The sequence below is a fragment of the Parabacteroides faecis genome, assembly GCF_014647375.1.
Classification (GTDB): Bacteria; Bacteroidota; Bacteroidia; order Bacteroidales; family Tannerellaceae; genus Parabacteroides; species Parabacteroides faecis.
The window spans coordinates 121,230-142,013 of the sequence record NZ_BMPB01000009.1 but is presented as its reverse complement, the minus strand read 5'-3'; the positions used below and the strand labels follow the sequence as shown (position 1 = coordinate 142,013).

General features: G+C 41.7%; 19 protein-coding genes. 4 read left to right on the top strand and 15 right to left on the bottom strand.

Annotation, left to right across the window (positions count from 1 at the left end; translation table 11 throughout):
* Positions 1 to 17: 17 nt before the first annotated feature.
* Entirely contained in the window at positions 18 to 380 is a 363-nt protein-coding gene (gene folB / locus IEY67_RS14605) for a dihydroneopterin aldolase (protein ID WP_122375020.1), read from the bottom strand.
* Between the two features lie 87 nt (positions 381 to 467).
* On the opposite strand from folB, the gene IEY67_RS14600 reads away from it, so the two are divergent.
* Complete coding sequence (locus IEY67_RS14600; RefSeq protein WP_122353844.1) at positions 468 to 848, top strand: bactofilin family protein; 381 nt, start codon at positions 468 to 470, stop codon at positions 846 to 848.
* Positions 849 to 884: 36 nt separating this feature from the next.
* Here IEY67_RS14600 and IEY67_RS14595 read toward each other — a convergent pair whose 3' ends face one another.
* The 10 genes from IEY67_RS14595 to IEY67_RS14550 all read right to left on the bottom strand — a co-directional run bounded on the left by IEY67_RS14595 (position 885) and on the right by IEY67_RS14550 (position 14,530).
* Entirely contained in the window at positions 885 to 3,578 is a 2,694-nt protein-coding gene (locus tag IEY67_RS14595; protein ID WP_183672104.1) for a 4-alpha-glucanotransferase, read from the bottom strand.
* A gap of 87 nt (positions 3,579 to 3,665) precedes the next feature.
* A complete protein-coding gene (locus tag IEY67_RS14590; protein WP_183672103.1) occupies positions 3,666 to 6,203 on the bottom strand; it encodes an adenosylcobalamin-dependent ribonucleoside-diphosphate reductase in 2,538 nt (845 codons plus the stop codon).
* 255 nt (positions 6,204 to 6,458) lie between these two features.
* Positions 6,459 to 7,856, bottom strand: a complete 1,398-nt coding sequence (dnaA, locus tag IEY67_RS14585; RefSeq protein WP_122353847.1) for a chromosomal replication initiator protein DnaA — start codon at positions 7,854 to 7,856, stop codon at positions 6,459 to 6,461.
* Between the two features lie 365 nt (positions 7,857 to 8,221).
* A complete protein-coding gene (locus tag IEY67_RS14580) occupies positions 8,222 to 9,106 on the bottom strand; it encodes an MlaD family protein (RefSeq protein ID WP_122353848.1) in 885 nt (294 codons plus the stop codon).
* A 23-nt stretch (positions 9,107 to 9,129) separates the two neighbouring features.
* Positions 9,130 to 10,344: an N-acetylmuramoyl-L-alanine amidase family protein gene (locus IEY67_RS14575; protein WP_183672102.1), complete on the bottom strand. Its 1,215-nt coding sequence runs from the start codon at positions 10,342 to 10,344 to the stop codon at positions 9,130 to 9,132.
* A gap of 239 nt (positions 10,345 to 10,583) precedes the next feature.
* Positions 10,584 to 11,027, bottom strand: a complete 444-nt coding sequence (rplI, locus tag IEY67_RS14570) for a 50S ribosomal protein L9 (RefSeq protein ID WP_122362415.1) — start codon at positions 11,025 to 11,027, stop codon at positions 10,584 to 10,586.
* Positions 11,028 to 11,048: 21 nt separating this feature from the next.
* Positions 11,049 to 11,318, bottom strand: a complete 270-nt coding sequence (gene rpsR, locus IEY67_RS14565) for a 30S ribosomal protein S18 (RefSeq protein WP_007654155.1) — start codon at positions 11,316 to 11,318, stop codon at positions 11,049 to 11,051.
* 2 nt (positions 11,319 to 11,320) lie between these two features.
* Positions 11,321 to 11,674, bottom strand: a complete 354-nt coding sequence (gene rpsF / locus IEY67_RS14560; RefSeq protein ID WP_122274690.1) for a 30S ribosomal protein S6 — start codon at positions 11,672 to 11,674, stop codon at positions 11,321 to 11,323.
* A 102-nt stretch (positions 11,675 to 11,776) separates the two neighbouring features.
* Positions 11,777 to 13,291 (bottom strand): sulfatase, encoded by a 1,515-nt coding sequence (locus IEY67_RS14555; protein ID WP_122375016.1) that lies wholly within the window; start codon positions 13,289 to 13,291, stop codon positions 11,777 to 11,779.
* 18 nt (positions 13,292 to 13,309) lie between these two features.
* Entirely contained in the window at positions 13,310 to 14,530 is a 1,221-nt protein-coding gene (locus IEY67_RS14550; protein ID WP_183672101.1) for an alkaline phosphatase family protein, read from the bottom strand.
* A gap of 687 nt (positions 14,531 to 15,217) precedes the next feature.
* Between IEY67_RS14550 and IEY67_RS14545 the strand changes: the two genes are divergently transcribed.
* Positions 15,218 to 16,225 carry an alpha/beta hydrolase gene (locus tag IEY67_RS14545; protein ID WP_183672100.1) on the top strand — a complete coding sequence of 336 codons (1,008 nt, stop codon included), beginning with the start codon at positions 15,218 to 15,220 and terminating at the stop codon, positions 16,223 to 16,225.
* Here IEY67_RS14545 and IEY67_RS14540 read toward each other — a convergent pair whose 3' ends face one another.
* Complete coding sequence (locus tag IEY67_RS14540; RefSeq protein WP_229801080.1) at positions 16,226 to 17,416, bottom strand: protein kinase family protein; 1,191 nt, start codon at positions 17,414 to 17,416, stop codon at positions 16,226 to 16,228.
* On the bottom strand, positions 17,403 to 17,612 hold the full coding sequence (locus tag IEY67_RS25195) for a hypothetical protein (RefSeq protein ID WP_229801079.1): 210 nt from the start codon (positions 17,610 to 17,612) through the stop codon (positions 17,403 to 17,405). Before IEY67_RS25195 ends, IEY67_RS14540 begins: the two co-directional genes overlap by 14 nt.
* Positions 17,613 to 17,752: 140 nt before the next feature.
* On the opposite strand from IEY67_RS25195, the gene IEY67_RS14535 reads away from it, so the two are divergent.
* A complete protein-coding gene (locus IEY67_RS14535) occupies positions 17,753 to 19,240 on the top strand; it encodes a capsule assembly Wzi family protein (RefSeq protein ID WP_183672099.1) in 1,488 nt (495 codons plus the stop codon).
* A gap of 2 nt (positions 19,241 to 19,242) precedes the next feature.
* Here the strand turns inward: IEY67_RS14535 and IEY67_RS14530 are convergent, their stop codons facing one another.
* Positions 19,243 to 19,980, bottom strand: a complete 738-nt coding sequence (locus IEY67_RS14530; RefSeq protein WP_183672098.1) for a lysophospholipid acyltransferase family protein — start codon at positions 19,978 to 19,980, stop codon at positions 19,243 to 19,245.
* A gap of 139 nt (positions 19,981 to 20,119) precedes the next feature.
* Between IEY67_RS14530 and IEY67_RS14525 the strand changes: the two genes are divergently transcribed.
* Positions 20,120 to 20,290 (top strand): hypothetical protein, encoded by a 171-nt coding sequence (locus tag IEY67_RS14525; RefSeq protein ID WP_183672097.1) that lies wholly within the window; start codon positions 20,120 to 20,122, stop codon positions 20,288 to 20,290.
* A 79-nt stretch (positions 20,291 to 20,369) separates the two neighbouring features.
* Here IEY67_RS14525 and IEY67_RS14520 read toward each other — a convergent pair whose 3' ends face one another.
* Positions 20,370 to 20,687: a DUF3467 domain-containing protein gene (locus IEY67_RS14520; protein WP_007654170.1), complete on the bottom strand. Its 318-nt coding sequence runs from the start codon at positions 20,685 to 20,687 to the stop codon at positions 20,370 to 20,372.
* Positions 20,688 to 20,784: the final 97 nt, after the last annotated feature.

Genomic DNA, 20,784 nt, shown 5'->3' with positions numbered 1-20,784 from the left:
AGAAAGTTCTCCAAAAACTAACTGTAGGTCTCTCTAAGAATTACAGAGGCACTGTAAACATCTCCGCCAAAAGGGGGATTCAGTTTGGAGAGTTTCAGTTCGATCATAAGAAGTTGGGGGAACGTTTCCTTTAATGCCGCCAGGATACGTCCGGCAGCATGTTCGATCAGCTTGGATGGAATTGCCATCTCTCTCTTAACAACCTCATAGACAACGGCATAATTTATCGTATCTTCCAGAGTATCGTCGGCTACCGCTTTATCAAGAGGTGCCGTTAAAACAAGGTTCACCACAAACGTATTACCGACCCGTGTCTCCTGTGGGGCGACACCATGGTAAGCGTAAAATTTCATGGCCTCCAGCTCTATTTGTACTGTCATTTTTCGTTATTTTATCTGTAAAAGTAGATAAAGTAAACCTTTCTGCAAAAAAATAGTCTATATTTGCGATTCAAGCAACAAAGTATCATGATGGGAATAAAACAAAAAGACGAAAACTCTGCTGGTGGCCTACATAACACCCTTGCCACCGGAACAACCGTAAAAGGTAATATTATTACAGAAACCGATTTCAGATTAGACGGCCAGGTAGAAGGCGATATCAGTTGTAACGGCAAGATCGTTGTCGGACCGAAAGGACAAGTTATCGGTAATATTGTCTCTTCCAATGCCGAGATCCTGGGCGAAGTAGAAGGTTCCGTACGTGTCAGTGAAAAATTAGTCCTGAAAGCTACGGCAAATATCAAAGGAGATGTGTTTGCACAGTCACTCGAAATAGAACCGAATGCCCGTTTCAACGGAGTTTGTAATATGTCACCCGATACGACAAAGAAAACAAAAGCCCAGTAAATTACTACCGGGCTTTTTTATTGTTATATCCTGTTCTTATTTTCTTCCTGAAGCAGTAATCAATTCTGCAATCTTATCATTAAACCGATCTTCCGACAACAGTCTTTCCAACGGGATATGCATCCGGTAACGCCAATAATGATTGGAATTGGCAGGTACATTGATCCGCTCCGATTCAATATCTTTCCTTTTTACCGTATCGTCGATGGCAAACCAATCCTGTAACGGGATAATGGTCAGCATGGAGTTTGTCGCCAGATGATTTTCCACAATACGGGAAGCAATCTCCGACGAACATTCTTTCGGCGCCTGTCCCTCATAATGCAATACATTATTATAATAGCGTTGTATCTTTCCCCGGTCTTCTTTCCACCAGCTCCGGAGTGGCGACATATCATGTGTCGATGTCGTACAAACGGAATGATAAGGCAGATTATGCATATCGGTGAACTCGCTCTGCGGACTCTTGGGCATCCGTTCTATTTCGAGACTAAGGATCTGAAGTTTGTTCATGACATCGGGTACGGAATCAGGTATCATTCCCAAATCCTCACCGCACACCAACATATTGGTACTTCCAACCAATGGCGTCAGGCGCTTAAATGCCTGTGCTTTCCAGAAATCGTTATGACGGTGATAGAAGAAATCCCAATACAACTGGTCGAATGCATACTTATCGGAAGTATTCAACTCACTATACATATAAGAATGACTGGCGGAAATACGGGGATGGTACTTTTCCTTTTCCTGCGGATCACGCAAAAACAGAACTTCATTGGCGATGGCAAACAAGCCGTTCTTTATCCGCAAAGAGACATCATCCGTTTTTCCTGCAAATAGTGCATCGATCTTTCGTTGTGTATCGCAGAACGATTTCAAAACAAAATGATTGGATGAAGACTGGGCCAGATAGGTTCCCTCCACTTCTTCAGCTAAATCGCCAAAGAGTTCGGGCAGGAACTTCCTGTTAATATGCGGTGTCGTAAACCGGGCTTCGTTGAATACCATACCATATTGTTCTATCTCGTCCTCGGTAAGAGGTAAAGCCGGATTAAAATGACCGCAAAGTCCCTGGATATAATCCAACGGCACTTCCCATATACGGAAGAAACCTAATATATGGTCGATACGGAAACAATCGAAATAGTCGCTCAACTTACGGAAACGTTTCTTCCACCAGGAGAAATTGTCTTTCTCCATGATATTCCAGTTATAAGTAGGGAATCCCCAGTTCTGTCCCTCCACAGAGAAGTCGTCGGGAGGTGCTCCGGCCTGACCGTTCATATTGAAATACTGCGGCTCCGTCCAGGCATCGATACTGGTCCGATTTACTCCGATCGGAAGATCACCTTTCAGGACAATACCGTTTTTACGGGCATAGTCGGACGCCGACTTGAATTGTACATGGAGTATATATTGCAGAAAATAATAGAACGATATTTCCGGATATGCTCCGCTATCTTCCGAACATAATTCACGTATCTGAGATTTGTTATAGGTCGCATTCTTATCCCATTTGTTAAAGTCGGATGTTCCATACTTTTCACGCAGATAGCTGTAAGCGGCATAAGGAATCAACCAGGATTGGTTCTGTTCGAAAAACTCCTGATATTCCGGAGTCGACAGAACAGACTGTCCTTCCTGACTGAAGAACTCACGGCAATAAGCCAGCTTATATCCTACTGCAACTTCATAATCGACGAAGTCTTTTGCATTCAGTTCCTCTTGTTTTGTTTTATAAAAAGCGGCACGGCCTGCATCCTTCAATTCTCCCATCTGCGGCAAACAGATATACATCGGATGAAGGGCATACACGGAGATGGCACTATACGGATAAGAATCCATCCAGGTATGACTCATTGTCGTATCATTCATAGGCAATACCTGGATAATACGCTGGCGGGTTTTCTTCGCCCAATCGACCAGCATCCGCAAGTCTCCCAGATCACCGACACCGAACCCTTGTTCGGAACGTAAAGAAAATACGGGGATAACTGTTCCCGCACACCGCCATAAAGGTAAATTATCACGGAAATACAATCCGGAGATCATTACCGTTTCTCCGAAATCCTGCGAAGGTAAGTCGAGCTTCCGGTTCTCATCTTCCTCCCAGTATAAAGGTTGATGTTTATCATTGTCATATACCAGGAATTTATATTCCAACGGATAAGTGATGTCATTCGCATCCAGGTCGATGTGCCAGTCGGGGAATGTATCGCAACTAAGTATCAACGCTTTATCCGGATGCCAGTTTCCCAGACATTCCTGATTCCCGGTAATGGCAATACTTTGCGATTTCTCTACACGGGGAGCAGATATCTTAATGGTCAGTTTCTTTCCGCTTTTTACAACTCTTTCATATGTATTACAGGGATGTGCAAACAGGCTTTTGGTAAAAGCCGAAGAGTAAAAGGCCAGATTAGCCGGACGTATCTGCCAGTAATCATATAGCGTATAATGATTGGCATGTCCTTCAAATGTTACCTGATGGTTTTTCTCCCACTCTTCAAATATCTGTTTGTCGTTTATACTTAAAAAGTAGCGATATTCAATGGTCTGCTGAGGCGATGTAAGTTCCAGTTCCAGCTCAAGCTGCCAGTTTCCATCCCCTTTGTAGTTCATTTCTTTCGCCAAAGCAGGCTCCCATGAGCCAAGCTCGGGAATAGATCCAACCACACATAACTTCTGACCCCAAACGGTATGGAAGTTTATATTAAAGGTGACTTTCATGTGTATCAAATTTAGTTCCGGAGACGAAGGTATAAAAAATGCGGGGATTTTCCCCGCATTCCTATAAAAATATTTGTAGTGTTACACTTATCCACACTTTGAAGCTCCGCAGTTTGTACAGATCAGACACCCTTCCTGATAGATAAGGGTTTCCAGACCGCAGTTCGGACATATCTGTCCTTTTACCTCCGTACCGTTCGGCAGATATTTCTTCAAGGCACGTTCAACACCGTTCTTCCAGGTATTGATCGATTCATTATTCAGTTCCATACCCTGAACCAGCTTGATAACCTGGTCGATAGGCATACCGTAACGCAATACTCCTGAGATCAGTTTTGCATAGTTCCAGAACTCAGGATCGAACTTTCCGTCCAGGCCTTCGATGGTCATCTTATAACCACGTTTGTTTTTGAACTGAAAATCGTAATGTTTCTTTCCATCTTCATCGTAGCTCTTGATGATCGTTCCCTTAGAAACATTCTTCGGCAACATGATACCTTCATCATCATCTGCAAGCCCGGTAAAGATCTCATACGGACGACCGTTCAGCAAACCGACGAAAGCGATCCACTTCTCACGATTATTCTGAAATTTAACCACATCGGCTTCCAGTTCACGCGGACGTGTTGAGACGATCACCGGCGGTTCCATACAGTTGCAATCGTCTTTCTTCTTCTTTTCGGTTGCTAGCAATACACCGGAGCGTGAACCGTCACGATAAACCGTACAACCTTTACAGCCGCACTTCCATGCTTCAACATACAGAGAATCTACCAATTCTTCCGATACGTCAGCCGGCAAGTTGATGGTTACACTGATAGAATGGTCCACCCATTTCTGGATACGTCCCTGCATGCGGACTTTCTGCAACCAGTCCACATCATTCGATGTAGCTTTATAGTACGGTGATTTAGCGACCAGTTCATCAATTTCTTCCTGGGTATATTTCTTAATAACGGAATAACCGTTGGCCTGCATCCAGGTAACAAACTTATGATGGAATACTACATATTCTTCAAATGCGTCTCCTGTCTCATCCACAAAATCGACACGGGCTTCCGCATCATTCGGATTTACCTTACGACGGCGTCTATATACCGGCAGGAATACTGGTTCGATACCGGAAGTTGTCTGTGTCATCAAACTGGTCGTACCAGTCGGAGCAATCGTCAGACAGGCAATGTTACGACGACCGTATTTCAGCATATCAGCGTACAGTTCCGGATCAGCCTCACGCAGACGGTTTATGAACGGATTTTTCTCTTCACGTTTTGAATCGTAAATTTCGAAAGCTCCACGCTCTTTCGCCATCATTACCGATGAACGGTAAGCTGCCAAAGCTAACGTTTTCTGGATCTTCTCTGCACATTCCGTAGCCTCTTCTGTTCCGTAACGCAGACCTAAAGCGGCAATCATATCGCCTTCAGCTGTGATACCCACACCTGTACGACGTCCCTGCAACGTCTTCTTCTGGATCTTTTCCCACAAATGACGTTCAGTTTCCTTCACTTCCATCGATTCCGGATCAGAGTCGATCTTTTCCAGGATCTTTTCGATCTTTTCAGATTCCAGATCGATAATATCATCCATAATACGTTGTGCCAGTTCTACATGCTTTTTAAACAGGTCATAGTCAAAATAAGCATCTTTTGTAAACGGATTCACAACATAAGAATAAAGATTGATAGCCAGCAAACGGCAGCTATCATACGGACAGAGAGGTATTTCACCACAAGGATTTGTAGAAACCGTACGGAAACCAAGATCTGCATACGAATCCGGAACTGACTCACGAAGAATTGTATCCCAGAATAATACCCCAGGTTCAGCAGACTTCCATGCGTTATGGATGATTTTCTTCCACAAAGCCGGTGCGTCAATTTCTTTCACCGTTGTCGGATCATTCGAATCGACCGGGTATTGTTGTTTATACGGACTGCCGCTAACCACAGCATTCATAAAATCATCATCAATCTTGACAGATACATTTGCACCTGTTACTTTGCCTTCTGTCATTTTGGCATCGATGAAAGACTCCGAGTCCGGATGTTTGATCGATACACTTAACATTAACGCACCACGACGTCCGTCCTGTGCAACCTCACGTGTCGAATTGGAATAACGTTCCATAAACGGCACCAATCCTGTCGATGTCAATGCAGAATTCTTTACAGGAGAGCCTTTCGGACGGATATGAGACAAGTCATGTCCAACACCTCCGCGGCGCTTCATTAACTGAACCTGTTCTTCATCGATACGGATTATTGCGCCATATGAGTCTGCTTCTCCATCCAATCCTATAACAAAACAATTAGAGAGTGAGGCAATCTGATAATCATTGCCTATTCCCGTCATCGGACTACCCTGAGGAACGATGTAACGGAAATGATCAAATAGGTCATAAAGTTCCTGCTCTGATAACGGATTAGGATACTTTTTCTCAACGCGAGCAATTTCATTAGCTAACCTATGGTGCATATCTACGGGAGATCCCTCATAAATATTCCCGAATGCATCCTTCAAGGCATACTTGTTTACCCATACTTTAGCGGCAAGCTCATCACCTGTAAAGTACTCCAGTGAAGCTTTAAATGCTTCATCGAATGTGTAAGTTTTATGGTTCACGATAAATACTGTATTAATAATAGTGCAAGTTTAAGAATACTTTATTTATTGACCAAATTATTCAACAACTAAAATCGAAACGAATTCAAGGTTTTCCATTTCTCTTTATACACCATATGATTATCAATAAAATAACTTTTCACACCATCGAAAATATTTTCCAAAAAGAAAACATCAACACATTCAATGTTTTCCAAAACAGAAAAGGATGCTATAAAAATAACATCCTTTTTAATCTTTATATGTAGAGATTTATTAGCCTCTCAACTTCACTTCGATCTCTTCTACTGAAGAACGGAAAGATTTACTCGTTTCCATCTGATCTTTGATCGTTTTACAAGCATGCAGTACAGTTGCATGGTCTTTCTTTCCGACAATCTTACCGATGTGGGAGAACGAACAATCCGTATATTTTTTGGCAAGATACATCGTTATCTGGCGAGCCTGTACTATTTCGCGTTTTCTGGAACGGGTCTGAATAACCGCCTGGTCCAAATTGAAGTAATTACAAACTATCTCCTGGATCATCTGAACAGAAAGCTGCTTCTTTTCCAAGCGAACGGCCTGACTAACGACACGCTTAGTCAAAGGCAGATCTATTTCCTTATTATTAATAACAGCATTTGCCATCAACGAAACAAGAATTCCTTCCAGGTCACGAACATTTTCCGTTACATTATTTGCAATGAAGTTAAATACCTCATCCGGAATAACGATACCGTCATGGTTGATCTTATTCTTTAGGATTTTCTTTCTAAGATCCAGGTCCGGACGACTTAACTCAGCAGTAAGTCCCCATTTCAGACGGGTGATCAATCTCTCTTCCATACCCTGCAGGTCGACAGGAGCCTTATCCGAAGTAAGGATTAACTGCTTACCTAACTGATGGAGGTGATTGAATATATGAAAGAATGTATTCTGAGTCTTATCCATACCGATCAATTCCTGGATATCATCCAGCAACAACACGTCGATATTCTGATAAAAATTCAAGAAGTCATTCGTCGTATTTTTACGGATCGCATCAGTAAACTGTACACGAAACAAGTGGGAAGAAACATATAACACCTTCTTTTCCGGATGGAGTTCGCGGATACGGGTTCCTATAGCATGACACAAATGTGTCTTTCCAACGCCAGACGGTCCGAAAATGAACAGCGGATTAAATGTTGTTTTTCCGGGATTCTGAGCAACGGCTTCACCAGCTGTACGCACCAACTTATTACTGGTTCCTTCAAAATAGTTATCAAAGTTATACTTGGGATTCAATTGAGGATCTAAATCCTGCGGTGCAGTTTGAATAAATGGATTAGGAGCCTTATTTGCATCTTTGGGAGTTATTTTCTTTACTGCTACTGAACCATTTTCTGCCGGATAATCCACCGTACCACCTGTTGTCTTATCTACCATCACACGGTAGTTAAGTATTGTACCCTGACCAATCACACGATACAATGTAACTTTCAGTACATTGACGTATTTCTCTTCAAGATATTCATAAAAGAATTGGCTTGGCACCTGGATCGTGAACTTATTATCCTCGTAGGATAACGGGACGATCGGCATGAACCATGTGTTAAAAGCGGCCTCCGGCACGATGTCTTTTATGACAGCGAGGCATTTATTCCACAATGTCTGATATTCAGTTTGCATGATTTATTACTCTCCCAACTATACTTTTTTATTTTTCCGACTACAAAGTTTAGAAATTAATTCGTAAAAAAAAAGTGCCGAATTATTTGGTTCTTTTGAATGTTTAATATCCCATTTACTTTCAAGTAGTTATAAAAACAAAACTGATTTACAGCCACTTACACACTCATCTATTCACGAAGCCTTTATTTTGGGGCACTTTTATTAACTACGCTATCCCACTGTTTTCCATGCAAAAGGACCTATAGAGTAAGTTACTTTCCTCTATCTAAAGGCCTTATGCATGCCTACAATTATGTTTATATATATTTTTCCTTAATTGGAAAATTTCTAAATAAGATTAGACTCTTTAATCATCTTTTTGGTCAAAAAACAGAAAAATGAACATATCTTTTCGGATTCTGCTTCAGATCCAGCAACAACCTGGAAGCATTCAGCATCGTACTATCCAAATTATTATATAAACTCCTGTCATTCAACAATAAGCCCAATGTATTATCCTTCTGATTCAGCTTGTTTGTAGTTAGTTGCAGGTTCGCCAAAGTTGCATTGATCGAATTGACCGTGGTGGCCAAATCCAGCTCCTTCAATCCGGAACTCACTTCATTAAAATTACCGGTTATTACTTTCAGGTCAGAAACGATACCCGGAACATCTTTACTCAGCAAACTATTCAGCTGGCGGGTGGAAACCTCCAGGTTCCCTGTGGTCTTCGCAATATGATCCAGGGACTGAGATATTGCCGGATGATTGATCAAGGCCTGTAAGCCGCCCAATATCGAATCCAGCTTAGGCAAAAGCACTTCTACCCCCGGCAAGATCTTTTCCTGTACGGCCTGCATCATATCCTCCTCCATGCGCCCCTCGATTGTAGCACCTGGTTTCAAATAGTCTTGTACATATTTATTCAGATGAATATGAAGCTCTCCACCACTTAAAAGCGTCTTTATAATAGTTATATAACTCCCTGAAGTCAACCGCATCTCATCGTCAAGACTGATCTCAACCGTTATTTTATCAGTATTCTCATAATCATAAACAATACTTCTCACCAACCCCACTTTAAAACCGTCAATGAAAACAGGACTAGAGACTGTTACATCTTTTACATTATGAAATGTGACAAAATAATGATTTACCGGTTTAAATAAATTTATACCTTTCAGATAATTAATCCCGAAATAAAGCAATGCCAGACTGACTATACTCACAAGTCCGATCTTTGCCTCTTTGGTCAATATACTTTTCATCCCTTTAAATTATATGTTTCTCTTTAATATTTCACCTTTTTGCCATCTTTAAAAGCTACGATAAACGCATCTTTAAAATCTTTAGCTACCTGCCTGCGCAACTTCCTGATCGAATCAAAATCAGTCGTTTCACCACAAGTATATTTATAGATTCCTTTCTCCACGAAGTAATCCACATTCTTATATCCTTTAAACACTTTTGCCCCCGAAGAAAGTTTTTTATCCGAGGTAAGAATTTGCACTTTATAGACAATTTTACCTGTTGTGACTGATTTTGTTCTCGCAGCGGTAGTTGTACTCTGCCTTTTTTGTGAAGAGACGGAAGACTTCTTCTTTCTATTTAGAATATCCTGTTCGCTACCGGGTGCTACCCCTTCTTCTACTTGCTCATCTGCAAAATAAGAAGTTTCTACCGATGTCGTTACGCTTCCGGAAGAAGAATTCCCTCCCGATACTCCTCCTTGCTTTCGGTCATATTCTTTTTTATATCGAGTAAATGCATCGAACAAAGCATTTGCCAGTTTATTTTGTCCATCTGATGATTTCATAAAATGTTCCTCATCGCGATTCGAAATATATCCCAGTTCTACCAATACACTCGGCATACTCGTTTTCCTTAAAACCAAAAAGCCAGCCTGTCTTACCCCTCTGTCAGCCCGTTTAGCAGACACAAAACACTTTTGTATCTCCGAAGCAAAACCTATACTTTGTTCCATATGCTTATTTTGCATAAACTCAAAGATAATATAGGATTCAGAAGAATTCGGATCAAAGCCTTCATACTTTTGTTCATAATTATCCTCCAGTAATATAGCCGAATTCTCACGCATAGCCACCGCCAGATTTTCATCAGTACGAGCCAAACCCAACGTATATGTTTCCGTTCCCCGAGCTGTACTACCCTTTTTAACTGAATTTGTATGGATAGAAATAAAAAGATCCGCCTTATTCCGATTCGCGATATTTGCACGTTCATCCAACTCAATAAAGCGATCAGTCTTGCGGGTATAAATAACTTTTACATCATCGTGGCTCGCAGATATCTTATCTCCCAGTTTCAAAGCTACCGAAAGATTGATTTCTTTTTCATTGATAACCGTACCTCTCGCTCCCGGGTCCTTTCCGCCATGACCAGCATCAATCACGACAGTAAACGTTTTCTCCCTCGCCTGAAGTACAGGCTGGGTCAAAAACAAGACCATCAGCAGATTAATACATAGAGAAGATATCCTAGCCATTTTACAGTATTTTTATGCAAATTCGGGGCAAATGTAGCATTTTTTTGCTGATTAAGCGAAGTCTTTTTCTATAAATAATTGGTCGTCTCTTGTTTACAGCAAAGAGAATCCAATATTAGAAAACAGATTTAGCCCAATAATATGAAAACTACAAATCAATTCTATAAAAAGAAATGACGGAAAATAAAAAAGGGCAAATCCCGAAGGACTGCCCTTTTCACTTTATATCGTTTACTGAATTATTCAGAAACTACTTCGAAAGGAATTTCAACAGAAACTTCCTTGTGAAGTTTAAGGATTGCTTTGTAGTTACCTACTTCCTTAACAGCATCCTTAATATAGATGATCTTACGTTCTACTTCAAAACCAGCCTTTGCCAAAGCTTCAGCAACCTGGATATTTGTAACAGAACCGAAGATTGTACCTGTTGAACTGGTCTTTGCACCGATAGTCAATGCAACGCCTTCCAACTTAGCAGCCAATGCCTGAGCATCTTCTTTGATCTTAGCCAATTTGTGAGCACGCTGTCTCAGGTTTTCAGCTAATACTTTCTTAGCAGACTCAGAAGCGATTACTGCCTTACCCTGGGGGATTAGAAAGTTACGTCCGTAACCGTCTTTTACTGTTACGATATCGTCTTTGTAACCTAAATTGATTACATCTTCTTTCAAAATAACTTGCATATTCTGTCTCCTCTCTTTTTATTATTTCATTAAATCGGTTACGTAAGGAAGCAACGCCAAGTGACGAGCTCTTTTTACAGCCTGAGCGATACGACGCTGGAACTTCAAAGATGTACCAGTGATACGACGCGGAAGAATTTTACCCTGTTCGTTCAGGAATTTCTTCAGGAATTCAGGATCTTTGTAATCGATATACTTGATACCGTTCTTTTTGAAACGGCAATATTTCTTTTTCTTAACGTCTACTGAAGGCGGAGTTAAATATCTGATTTCTGATTGAGTTGCTGCCATGATTAATTCTCCTTTACTGTTTCTTTAGATGATTTCAGATTTCTTCTCTTAGCTGCATATTCTGCTGCATATTTGTCCTGGCGGAAAGTCAGGAAGCGGATCACACGTTCGTCACGACGGAAGTTAACTTCCAAAGTAGCGATAGTTTCCGGATTTGCCTTGAATTCAACCAGCTGATAGAAGCCTGTTGTTTTCTTGTCGATAGGATAAGCTAATTTGCGCAATCCCCAATTTTCTTCGTTCACGATTTCTGCGCCTTCTGCTTTCAGGAGGTTCGTGAATTTTTCTACCGCTTCCTTCATCTGTGCGTCAGACAAAACGGGAGTCAAAATGAAAACGGTTTCGTAATTGTTCATAAAACGCTGTTTTATTTTTGTTAATACTTAAAATTTGCGGTGCAAAGGTAAGGAGAATTATTTACACCACAAATACTTCGATTCTTTTTCTTAGTATTTTATCTAAAAAAGCAAGAATGGTTTCAACACATTCCCTTCCGCATCTTCCGGATAAAGCGCCCCTTCTGCTTCAAGCTGGGCACTCATGGCTTTCACCATCGCTTTTACCCGGTTGCCGTCACGAAGGGAGAGATCGAGCGATTCGCCCGGGTCGTTCTTCAGGTTGTATAGACGGTAACGGGGTTCGGCCGGCCTTTCAGGATTATAGTAGTAAATCAGCTTCCAGTCGCCATCGATATAGGTGGTGAAATAACTTCCACGATGTTCGTGAGGAAAATGCATCAATACTTTCTCCGAGCGGGTAGCGTTCTTTTTCCCTTCAAACTGAACACGCAAGTCCACACCATCGATCGTATGTCCTTTCGGATTGTCAGCTCCGGCAAGAGACAGAACGGTCGGAAACAGATCCATGACCGTACCCAATTGCTGCTGGATCGCGCCTGCTTCTATCGGTAATTTCTTTTGATTTGGATTTTGTGCATCCGGCTTTCCCCAGCAAGCAATGAACGGAACACGGACACCACCCTCATATTCCGTTCCTTTCTTTCCCCGTAAAGGAGCAGAAGAGGTATATCCTTTATCATCACCGAGAGGAGCGTCAGAACCATTGTCTCCCAGGAACATGATCAAGGTATTTTCTGCTATACCTAGTTCTTCCAGATGATCCATAATATCGCCCAGCGATTTATCCATACCTTCTATCAAGGTGGCGAAATCGGCTGCTACCTTCGGCTTTCCCGTATAACCGTAATGAGCGGCAAAGCGTTTGTCGGCTTCAAACGGACCGTGAACAGCGTAATGAGACATATATAAGAAGAAAGGTTTCTCCTCTCCCACCGCCTTATTGATCTGTTCGTTAGCCTCCAGAGTTAAAGCCTCGCTCAGAAAGACATCCGTACCGTGATATTTCTCCAGTCCTGGCACGGCACGGCTTTTATTCCCTTTTATATTTCCGTAGCCATTCTCACCATAGTAACTACCCGGCTGCCCGATCGAAGAGCCTGCGATATTTACGTCGAAACCGATATTCTGCGGATTTTCACCTTCACTGCTCTGGCATCCGAAATGGGCCTTACCGACATGGATCGTCTTATATCCGGCATCGTGCAGGACACGGGGCAAAGTGACATCGCTCTTCGACAGGCCTTCCCAGTTCCATTCTTCGGGTCCGAAAGGGGTTTTGTTATTACTTTCGGAGTTGATCCAGTTGGTTGTTCTGTGCCGGGTCGAGTTTTGTCCGGTCATAATAGAGGCACGCGACGGAGAACTTACACTCTGTGCATAAAAAGTAGAGAAACGGATTCCCTGACGGGCCATGCGCTCCATGTTAGGTGTCTGATACCAATCGTTCAACGGATAACGGACCGGATTCCCCTCTGCATCCGTAAGGAAAGGCAAAGAGGTATCCATCAATCCCATATCATCTACAAGAAAAACGATTATATTCGGACGTTCCTGCGCAATCATCGGCTGTCCGGTCAAAAGCAATAAACTCGATACACATAAAGTTTTCTTCATAATACTTATATTATATTTCTATTTCAGTAACCAGCGGTTTAAATGATTTCCGGGAGACAGCACAACGAACTTATAGAATTTCGAAGACGGCAATGTTTGCAGATCGACTGTATATTCCGTCGCTCCGGCAGGAAGCTCTGCGACTTTTATCCACTCGTCTTTCCCTCCCTCCTTGAATTTATTGTCGGCAGCGGCATAAACCGTAACGGGGACATTTCCCGAATAAGATTTCCAGGAGAGTTCCACCATATTATCATAAGGTAAAGTCTGCAAATCGTAAATATCCGTTTTACCGATGAACGGCATGCCATCCTGTTCCCAAAGGACTGATTGCGGCACCTCGAATCCCATGTAACGGCAGATAGAAGGGGCAATATCCGTGATCGCCAGACCGCCCGCCTTGAAATGGTTGTTTACCGGAACGTTGGTCGAAATCCAGGTAGTACGTTCGCGCCCGGATTGCCCTCCGTGTCCGTGACCATTCTCGCCACGACCATGGTCGGTCGTTACTATGATCATCCATTCTTCATCAAAATTAGCTTCACGATATTTGACAGCTTCCCAAATACGAGCAACCTGGTTGTCAGCCTTCCGAACATATTCATCGAAGAAAGCTCCGTTTCCGGCAATATGTCCCGCGTCGTCGGTATACCACAGATAAACCCAACTCAGATCAGGGGCATCTTTACGGATTCCTTCGGCGGCATCCTTCGAAATTTGTTCGTCTATATCGAAAATATGCAAATCTTTTTCCTTCTTCGGGAAGCGGATTGTATCGAGATCGTAACCGTCCTTTACATAATCTATTTTCAAATAGTTTGTTTCCTTCTTTCCTTCCCCGATCAAAACGGTACGATTGTCTGTCCAGCTGGAATAAATGGCTGTTTTGTAATCTTTGGGTTGTTCTTTGGCTATCCGGAAGATAGTCCAGTAGTTATAATTGGGTTTCAGGTCGGAGTTACCCCCTACGTTATGTTTATTAAACCAGGTAGCCGTCAGCAGATTGGTATAACCGATGGCTGAGATCGTTGCAGTCTGTGAATATCCGCCTATCTCACCTCCGGTGTAAGCCCTCGCATAAGCTCCTCTGGAAGCAATATCGAATATGGCCGGCGTATGAAGCCGCTCGATCTGATCGGCAGGAACTCCGTCAATGATTATATACACAGCTTTCTTTGTTTTTGCAAACAAACTGGTGCAACACAGGCTAACCAGCAACAAATAATAAATACGTCTCATAACTATCTCCCCTTTATGATTATAAATGAAGTCCTAAAAGTACACATTTCTTTTATTTAATGAAATAAAGAGCAAGACTAATCATATTAATCGAAAAACAACGCCTATCTAATCTGCTTTAAAGCTCAAAAAAACGAAATTTAAATAGTTTATACTATCTACAACATCTACAATCATGTCATAGACTCCTTGTAAACAAGCTTCTTATACAGTGGTTGTAGATGATAATATATCTACAATATTTATTGTTATCTACCACTTTATATGCCATTCTGCTTTTCAATAGAGAAAGGGATAAGGACGAATAAAAAGTTTCTATAGGAGGAAACTAAAGTTTCTTGCCTGGGAAACTTTAGTTTCGTACTGAATAAACAAAAGTTTTCCAGGCAGAAAAACAAACAAATCATGTCAGGTAACAGGTGGTGGACATAGAGCGAATTGTTGTAACCTATAAGTGTAGGATGGTTGTATTCAGTACTCATAAAGTAGTAAATAGTGCTAGATATGATCTTATTATTGTAGATAATAAAAAGAAATATCCCTTTGAGCTCGATATTTTAAATTTAAACAGGCTCCAAATAATAATAGGGAAAAGATCAAAACACCGGTTCTTTTGTGCTAATAGTTTACCTACCTTTGTAACCGGAACAATGACATACCCGTCGCGGTTATAAAAGGAAAACAATTATGAGACGCAAACTGTATTTTACATCCTTACTTATTTTTCTAGCTATCAGCATGTATGCCCAATACGTCCCCGATGTATTGGGAGACGGATACCTGCGGCGTACGTTTCAGATGCCTGACGATTATGAAGGGAAAGTGGTCTGTACATTGGTAAAAAAACCCCAACTGCCCGATGTGAAACAAGCAGTATTGTATATTCATGGTTATAACGATTATTTCTTCCAAAAGCAACTGGGAGACAGCGTGAATGCACATGGCTACAATTTTTATGCGATGGACTTGAGGAAATACGGACGTTCCATCCTGCCCAATCAGAATCCGTTTTTCTGCAAAAGCCTTACAGAATATTTTGCAGATATCGATACGGCACTGGCAACCATACGCTCGGAAGGGAACGACAAGATTCTCTTGATGGCCCATTCTACGGGAGGATTGATCACACCTTTGTATCTGGACAGCAAGAATGGTCATCTACCTGTTGACGGACTGATACTGAATAGTCCTTTCCTCGACTGGAATTTCGGCTGGTTTATGGAGAAGATCACTATCCCGGCTGTGGCATTCGTCGGAAGACTTTTCCCAAATCTGACCGTACAGGGTTACGGCATCGCCTCTTATGCACATAGTCTGTTGAAACAATTCAAGGGGGAATGGGAATACGATACAAACTGGAAAATGATTAACGGACATCCTAAAAAGGCGGGGTGGATAAAGGCGATTCAGAAAGGACAGCAGAAAGTCCGGAAAGGATTGAAGCTGGATTGCCCGATCCTTGTGATGTCGTCCAACAAATCTTATCCGGAGACGAAAGAATGGCATAACGAATATTTGTCGTCCGATATCGTGCTCGATGTACATGATATTCAAAAGTATGCCCCTAAGCTCGGAGAACATGTCACACGCGACACAATACCCAATGGCATTCATGACCTGATCCTTTCGGAAAAGGCATCCCGTGACTATACTTACCGAACGGTATTCGACTGGATAACAGCAAAGAACTTCTGATCATTTCCTTCGCGGAGCGGCAATGTGCTGCTTGGTCAGATTATTCATATCTTCCAGAATATAACGGTTGACATAGCTGAAGCTGAAACGGAAAAAATAATCGCGCAACGTTCCGGTATTGGCAGGAGAAGCCAGACTATGCAGGTGGTTTAAAGCTATAAAAGTATAACCTTCACGGGGAATACGGTTGAAAAACTCGACCTTGGTACGGTCCAGAGCCACAATATCTCCATCGTTTTCCGCGAAGCCGTTCATAGCTTCTTCCCAGGTGATCTGCGTACGGTCTTCGTAAACGGCCCACCGGTACACATCCTTGCCATTCACTTTTTCCGGCAATGTATTCGAATGGTGAACGAGGATATAATCATTACGCATGTCACTGTCGCTATGAATCCAGATATCCAGCACCTTATACTGAGCGGAGTTATCAAACTTGATATATCCGTTCTTGCAGATCTGCGGAGAAAAGATATTTCGCTCCACATCCGTAAAGTAAATCAGATTGCTGCCGAAGAAGTCCTTTCTGGAAACAAACTCGGAGAATAATTTAGCGATCTTCGCCTGGTCGGAGCAATGGACAAACTCCGGTAATTCCTTAGGAAAGTTCTTCCGGCAAATCAAGCTGAACTCTTTCAACAACTCATTCGGATCACGTTCTTTCTGAATCTCGACAAAAGACAATATCTCGTCCACTGAACGGAACCGTTGGCTGTTATCCTGTGTCAGGCAACGTTCCACAATCTGGTCATACAGCTCCAAAGACGGGAAGACTTTGCTTATCGCTACATCGTTGCTGGTATTGCCAAAAGCATACCATTGCAAGACTTCTCCTATCGCAGTAATATCCGAGTAACCGGAGTCGCTGTTCTCAATGATGGAGACATCGGTCAACACAAACTCATTATGGTCATCCACCAGGATATTACGCGGCCTGATTGCTCCGTGGCAGATCCCCATGCTATGCAAAAAATGAACGGTATTCGTTAGGAAACGGAACAGCTTGAGAAAAGTATCCATAGAAAGAATATTCCTATATTCTTCCAATGAACATTTATATAGTTTCATGACCAGGACAGGAATCTCTTCCCCTTGTATGGTTACAATATCAAAGTCAGCATACTGCACAATGTTATCTCTCGTTTCCAGAAGAGAAATTGTCAGGTATCTGGCTTTAAGCTTATTTAACCACATTTCCTTTCCCGAATCGTCCCCCCCTGAACAAAAAGAATTTCAAAGCTACATCCTTTCCATTCATGCGAGCTTTGAAGACAATGCCGGTTTCTCCTCTTCCTAAAGGTCTGGAATCTAACAGGCATTCCCCCAAAGATAATGAAATTCTATACTTTTCAAGTTCAAGAAATTCAAAAAAAAGTTGCTTATCATCCATATTAAACGTTGTAAATCAAGCCGTGACAACAAAGATACAATTATATTTGTATTTTTATAATGCTTAAGCTTCTTTTTTAAATGCTTCAATAGTAGCATTATATTTATCATTACCTTTGTTGCGGACAAAAAATAAATAGAATGAAAGCCTTACATATTATATTTGCAGGAATAATTTTGCTCTGTATTTCGGTTCATGGTTATTCCCAGATCAACAAAATACAAGATTCCACTATTTATAAAGCAGAGCTGTTCGGTTCTGCAGCTACAGGTTCAAATACTCCGTTCTGGATGGTAAGCAATCGGTATGGAGTTATCCCGTTGGATGCGGGGAACGGTTTCTTAAATGCCGGTGTATTCCATAATCAGCATTTCGGAAGTAAGTTTCGCTGGGGGGCAGGCCTCGATCTTGTGGCAGCTGTACCACGCCATCGCAATGTATTCATTCAGCAAGCTTATGCGGAAATAGGATACAGGAGTTTATTGCTCAGCATCGGTAGCAAAGAACGTTACAATTCGTTGTGGGACCGTAACCTGAGTTCGGGCGATATGGTCCAATCGCCTAATGCCCGTCCCATTCCTGAAATAAATTTAAGTATGCCTGAATTTACTGTGGTGCCACTAACCAAAGGCTTGCTTCAGGTTAGAGGAGATTTTGCCATAGGCAGGTCATTTGATACCGATTATCTGGAAGACTTTGCCAATGCGAAACAGACTTATGTAAAGAATGTATTATGGCATCATAAATCACTCTTCCTCCGTATCAAAGATACAAGAAACGATTTTCCTTTGTCTTTCACCTTGGGAGCACAACACTTTGCACAATGGGGAGGGACATCTACTGATGCCAGACTTGGGAAACAGCCTCAATCTTTTAAAGATCTGATACGCGTTATTTTTGGACAAAAGGGAGGAGACGACGCTTCTCTATCCGATCAGATAAATGTATTAGGTAGTCATTACGGCTCTTTCGACTTTAAGTTAAGCTATACAATGAAAGATTGGGCTGGACATTTTTATTATCAACATTATTTCAACGACAAATCAGGAATAGAGTTTGCAAATAAAAGCGATGGCTTGTGGGGAATACAAGTAGACTTGCCTACTATTCCCTGGTTAAATAAAATTGTTGGCGAATATCTGGTAACAATGAACCAAAGTGGCCCCATGCACTTTATTACATTCGACCGTGATAAATGGCAAGGCGGACGCGGAGGTGGAAACGATGATTATTACAACAATGGAGAATATCGGACAGGTTTCTCTTATTTCAACCGCGGGATAGGTTCTCCACTGATCCCGGCACCTGAGTATAATAAAGACGGAGCTTTGGGGTTTGAGAACAATCGTGTTAAAAGCTGGCATATCGGAGCTGAAGGAAATATCAATACACTTCTCTCCTATCGTGTGTTGTTCACGGCTATGAACGGTTGGGGTACCTCCTACTTTCCATTCTTAAACAAAAAATACGGAACTTCCACTCTGATAGATATCAATTATACGCACCCTCAGTTAAAAGGATGGCTCTTTACCGGTTCTGTTGCAGCCGATACAGGAACAATGCTAGGGAAAAATGTCGGCTTCAGTCTGGGTGTAACTAAAACCGGCCTGTTAAAAGCCTGGAAGTAACATCATTTATATTTGTCCCATAAAGCGGAAGCTATAATATCCTGAGTACGATCTGCAAATAGCTGCATCCCTTTATGGGATGGATCCATATCGTTTGTCGGGATAGCGGGATGGATCACCATCTCCATCTTATGGCGATGCACATTCAGCGAACCGATCGGTAATACATCAAAAGGTCCGTTCAATGTAATCGGTATGATCGGCAAATGTTGATCGAGTGCCATCTGATAAGCCCCCTTTTTAAAACGGATCATCTTACCGGTATATGTACGTGAACCTTCCGGGAATACCACTACGGATGCACCGTTCTTCAAACAACGTTCAGCTTCCTGTACACTACGGATAGCAGCTTTAGATGTCGAGTTATCGACAAAAATAAATCCGGCAGCCCGGCAAGCAGCACCGACAAAAGGAATCTTTCCAATCCCGGCTTTCATAACCCATTTAATCGGAACTCCCAGAAAACCATAAATCAGAAAAATATCAAATGCCCCCTGATGATTCGCCACAAAGACGTACGATTGTTTACGGTCTATATTCTCCCGCCCCTTTACTTTCACCGGACAAAGTGCCAGATAACAAGTCAGCCGTGACCATATCATGCCCGGATAATAAGCGAAAATCTTTTCTCCTCCCAATAAACAACCAACAATAACGGTTAGGGCTGTAATGATAGTAAGCACCACAAAGACAGGTACAAAAAACAGCCATAAATAAACCAAGTAAAGTATTCGTAGCATATATAACTGTATTGATACTACAAATATAGGAGCTAAATTCGATGGTTTCATTATTTTTATTCTAAAATATTTTTGCAATCGGGTTATTATTACTTTATTTGCGGTAGAAAAGAAAATAATTATAAAAACATCTATAACCATGAACGAATTAGTTAAAAATCTTGGGGTAATCGTGCTCTTAATCGGTGTAATCATTCTTGCTGTACCGGCTATTACCGGAGGTGTAACTAACACTATCCTTATTGCAGGTTTAGCTATTATCATCCTTGGTTACATCAGCCACATTGTTATCAACAAGAAAGTGCAGTAACACACATGCTTAAAAATTAAAAAGGGATCGTTTCAATTATCAAGAAACGATCCCTTTTCTTTTAGAAAGATACTATAAATCAAGCCTCTCCCTGAACACCACCCATCGGTGGTATAAAATCTTCGAAGTTAGCAGTCTTATTACCACCTTTCAACTGTTCTTCATACTTAGCCAGGTTATCCTGTAAAGCAAAGAATAGTCGTTTGGCATTATCCGGAGTCAGTATGACACGACTTTTTACCTGTGCTTTCGGAGCTCCCGGAACCACACGGATAAAGTCTAATATAAACTCGGATGTTGAATGTGAGATAATTGCCAGATTGGCATAAGTACCTTGTGCCATTTCTTCAGACAGTTCTACTTGTATCTCGTTAGACGGTTTGTTATTGTTCTCCATTTTTCTTTATGTTTTAAGTTTAACTAATCGGGCACAAATATACAGATATAAGAAGTATCCATGAAATATAATGCAAATAAAAAGGGCCACCTTCACA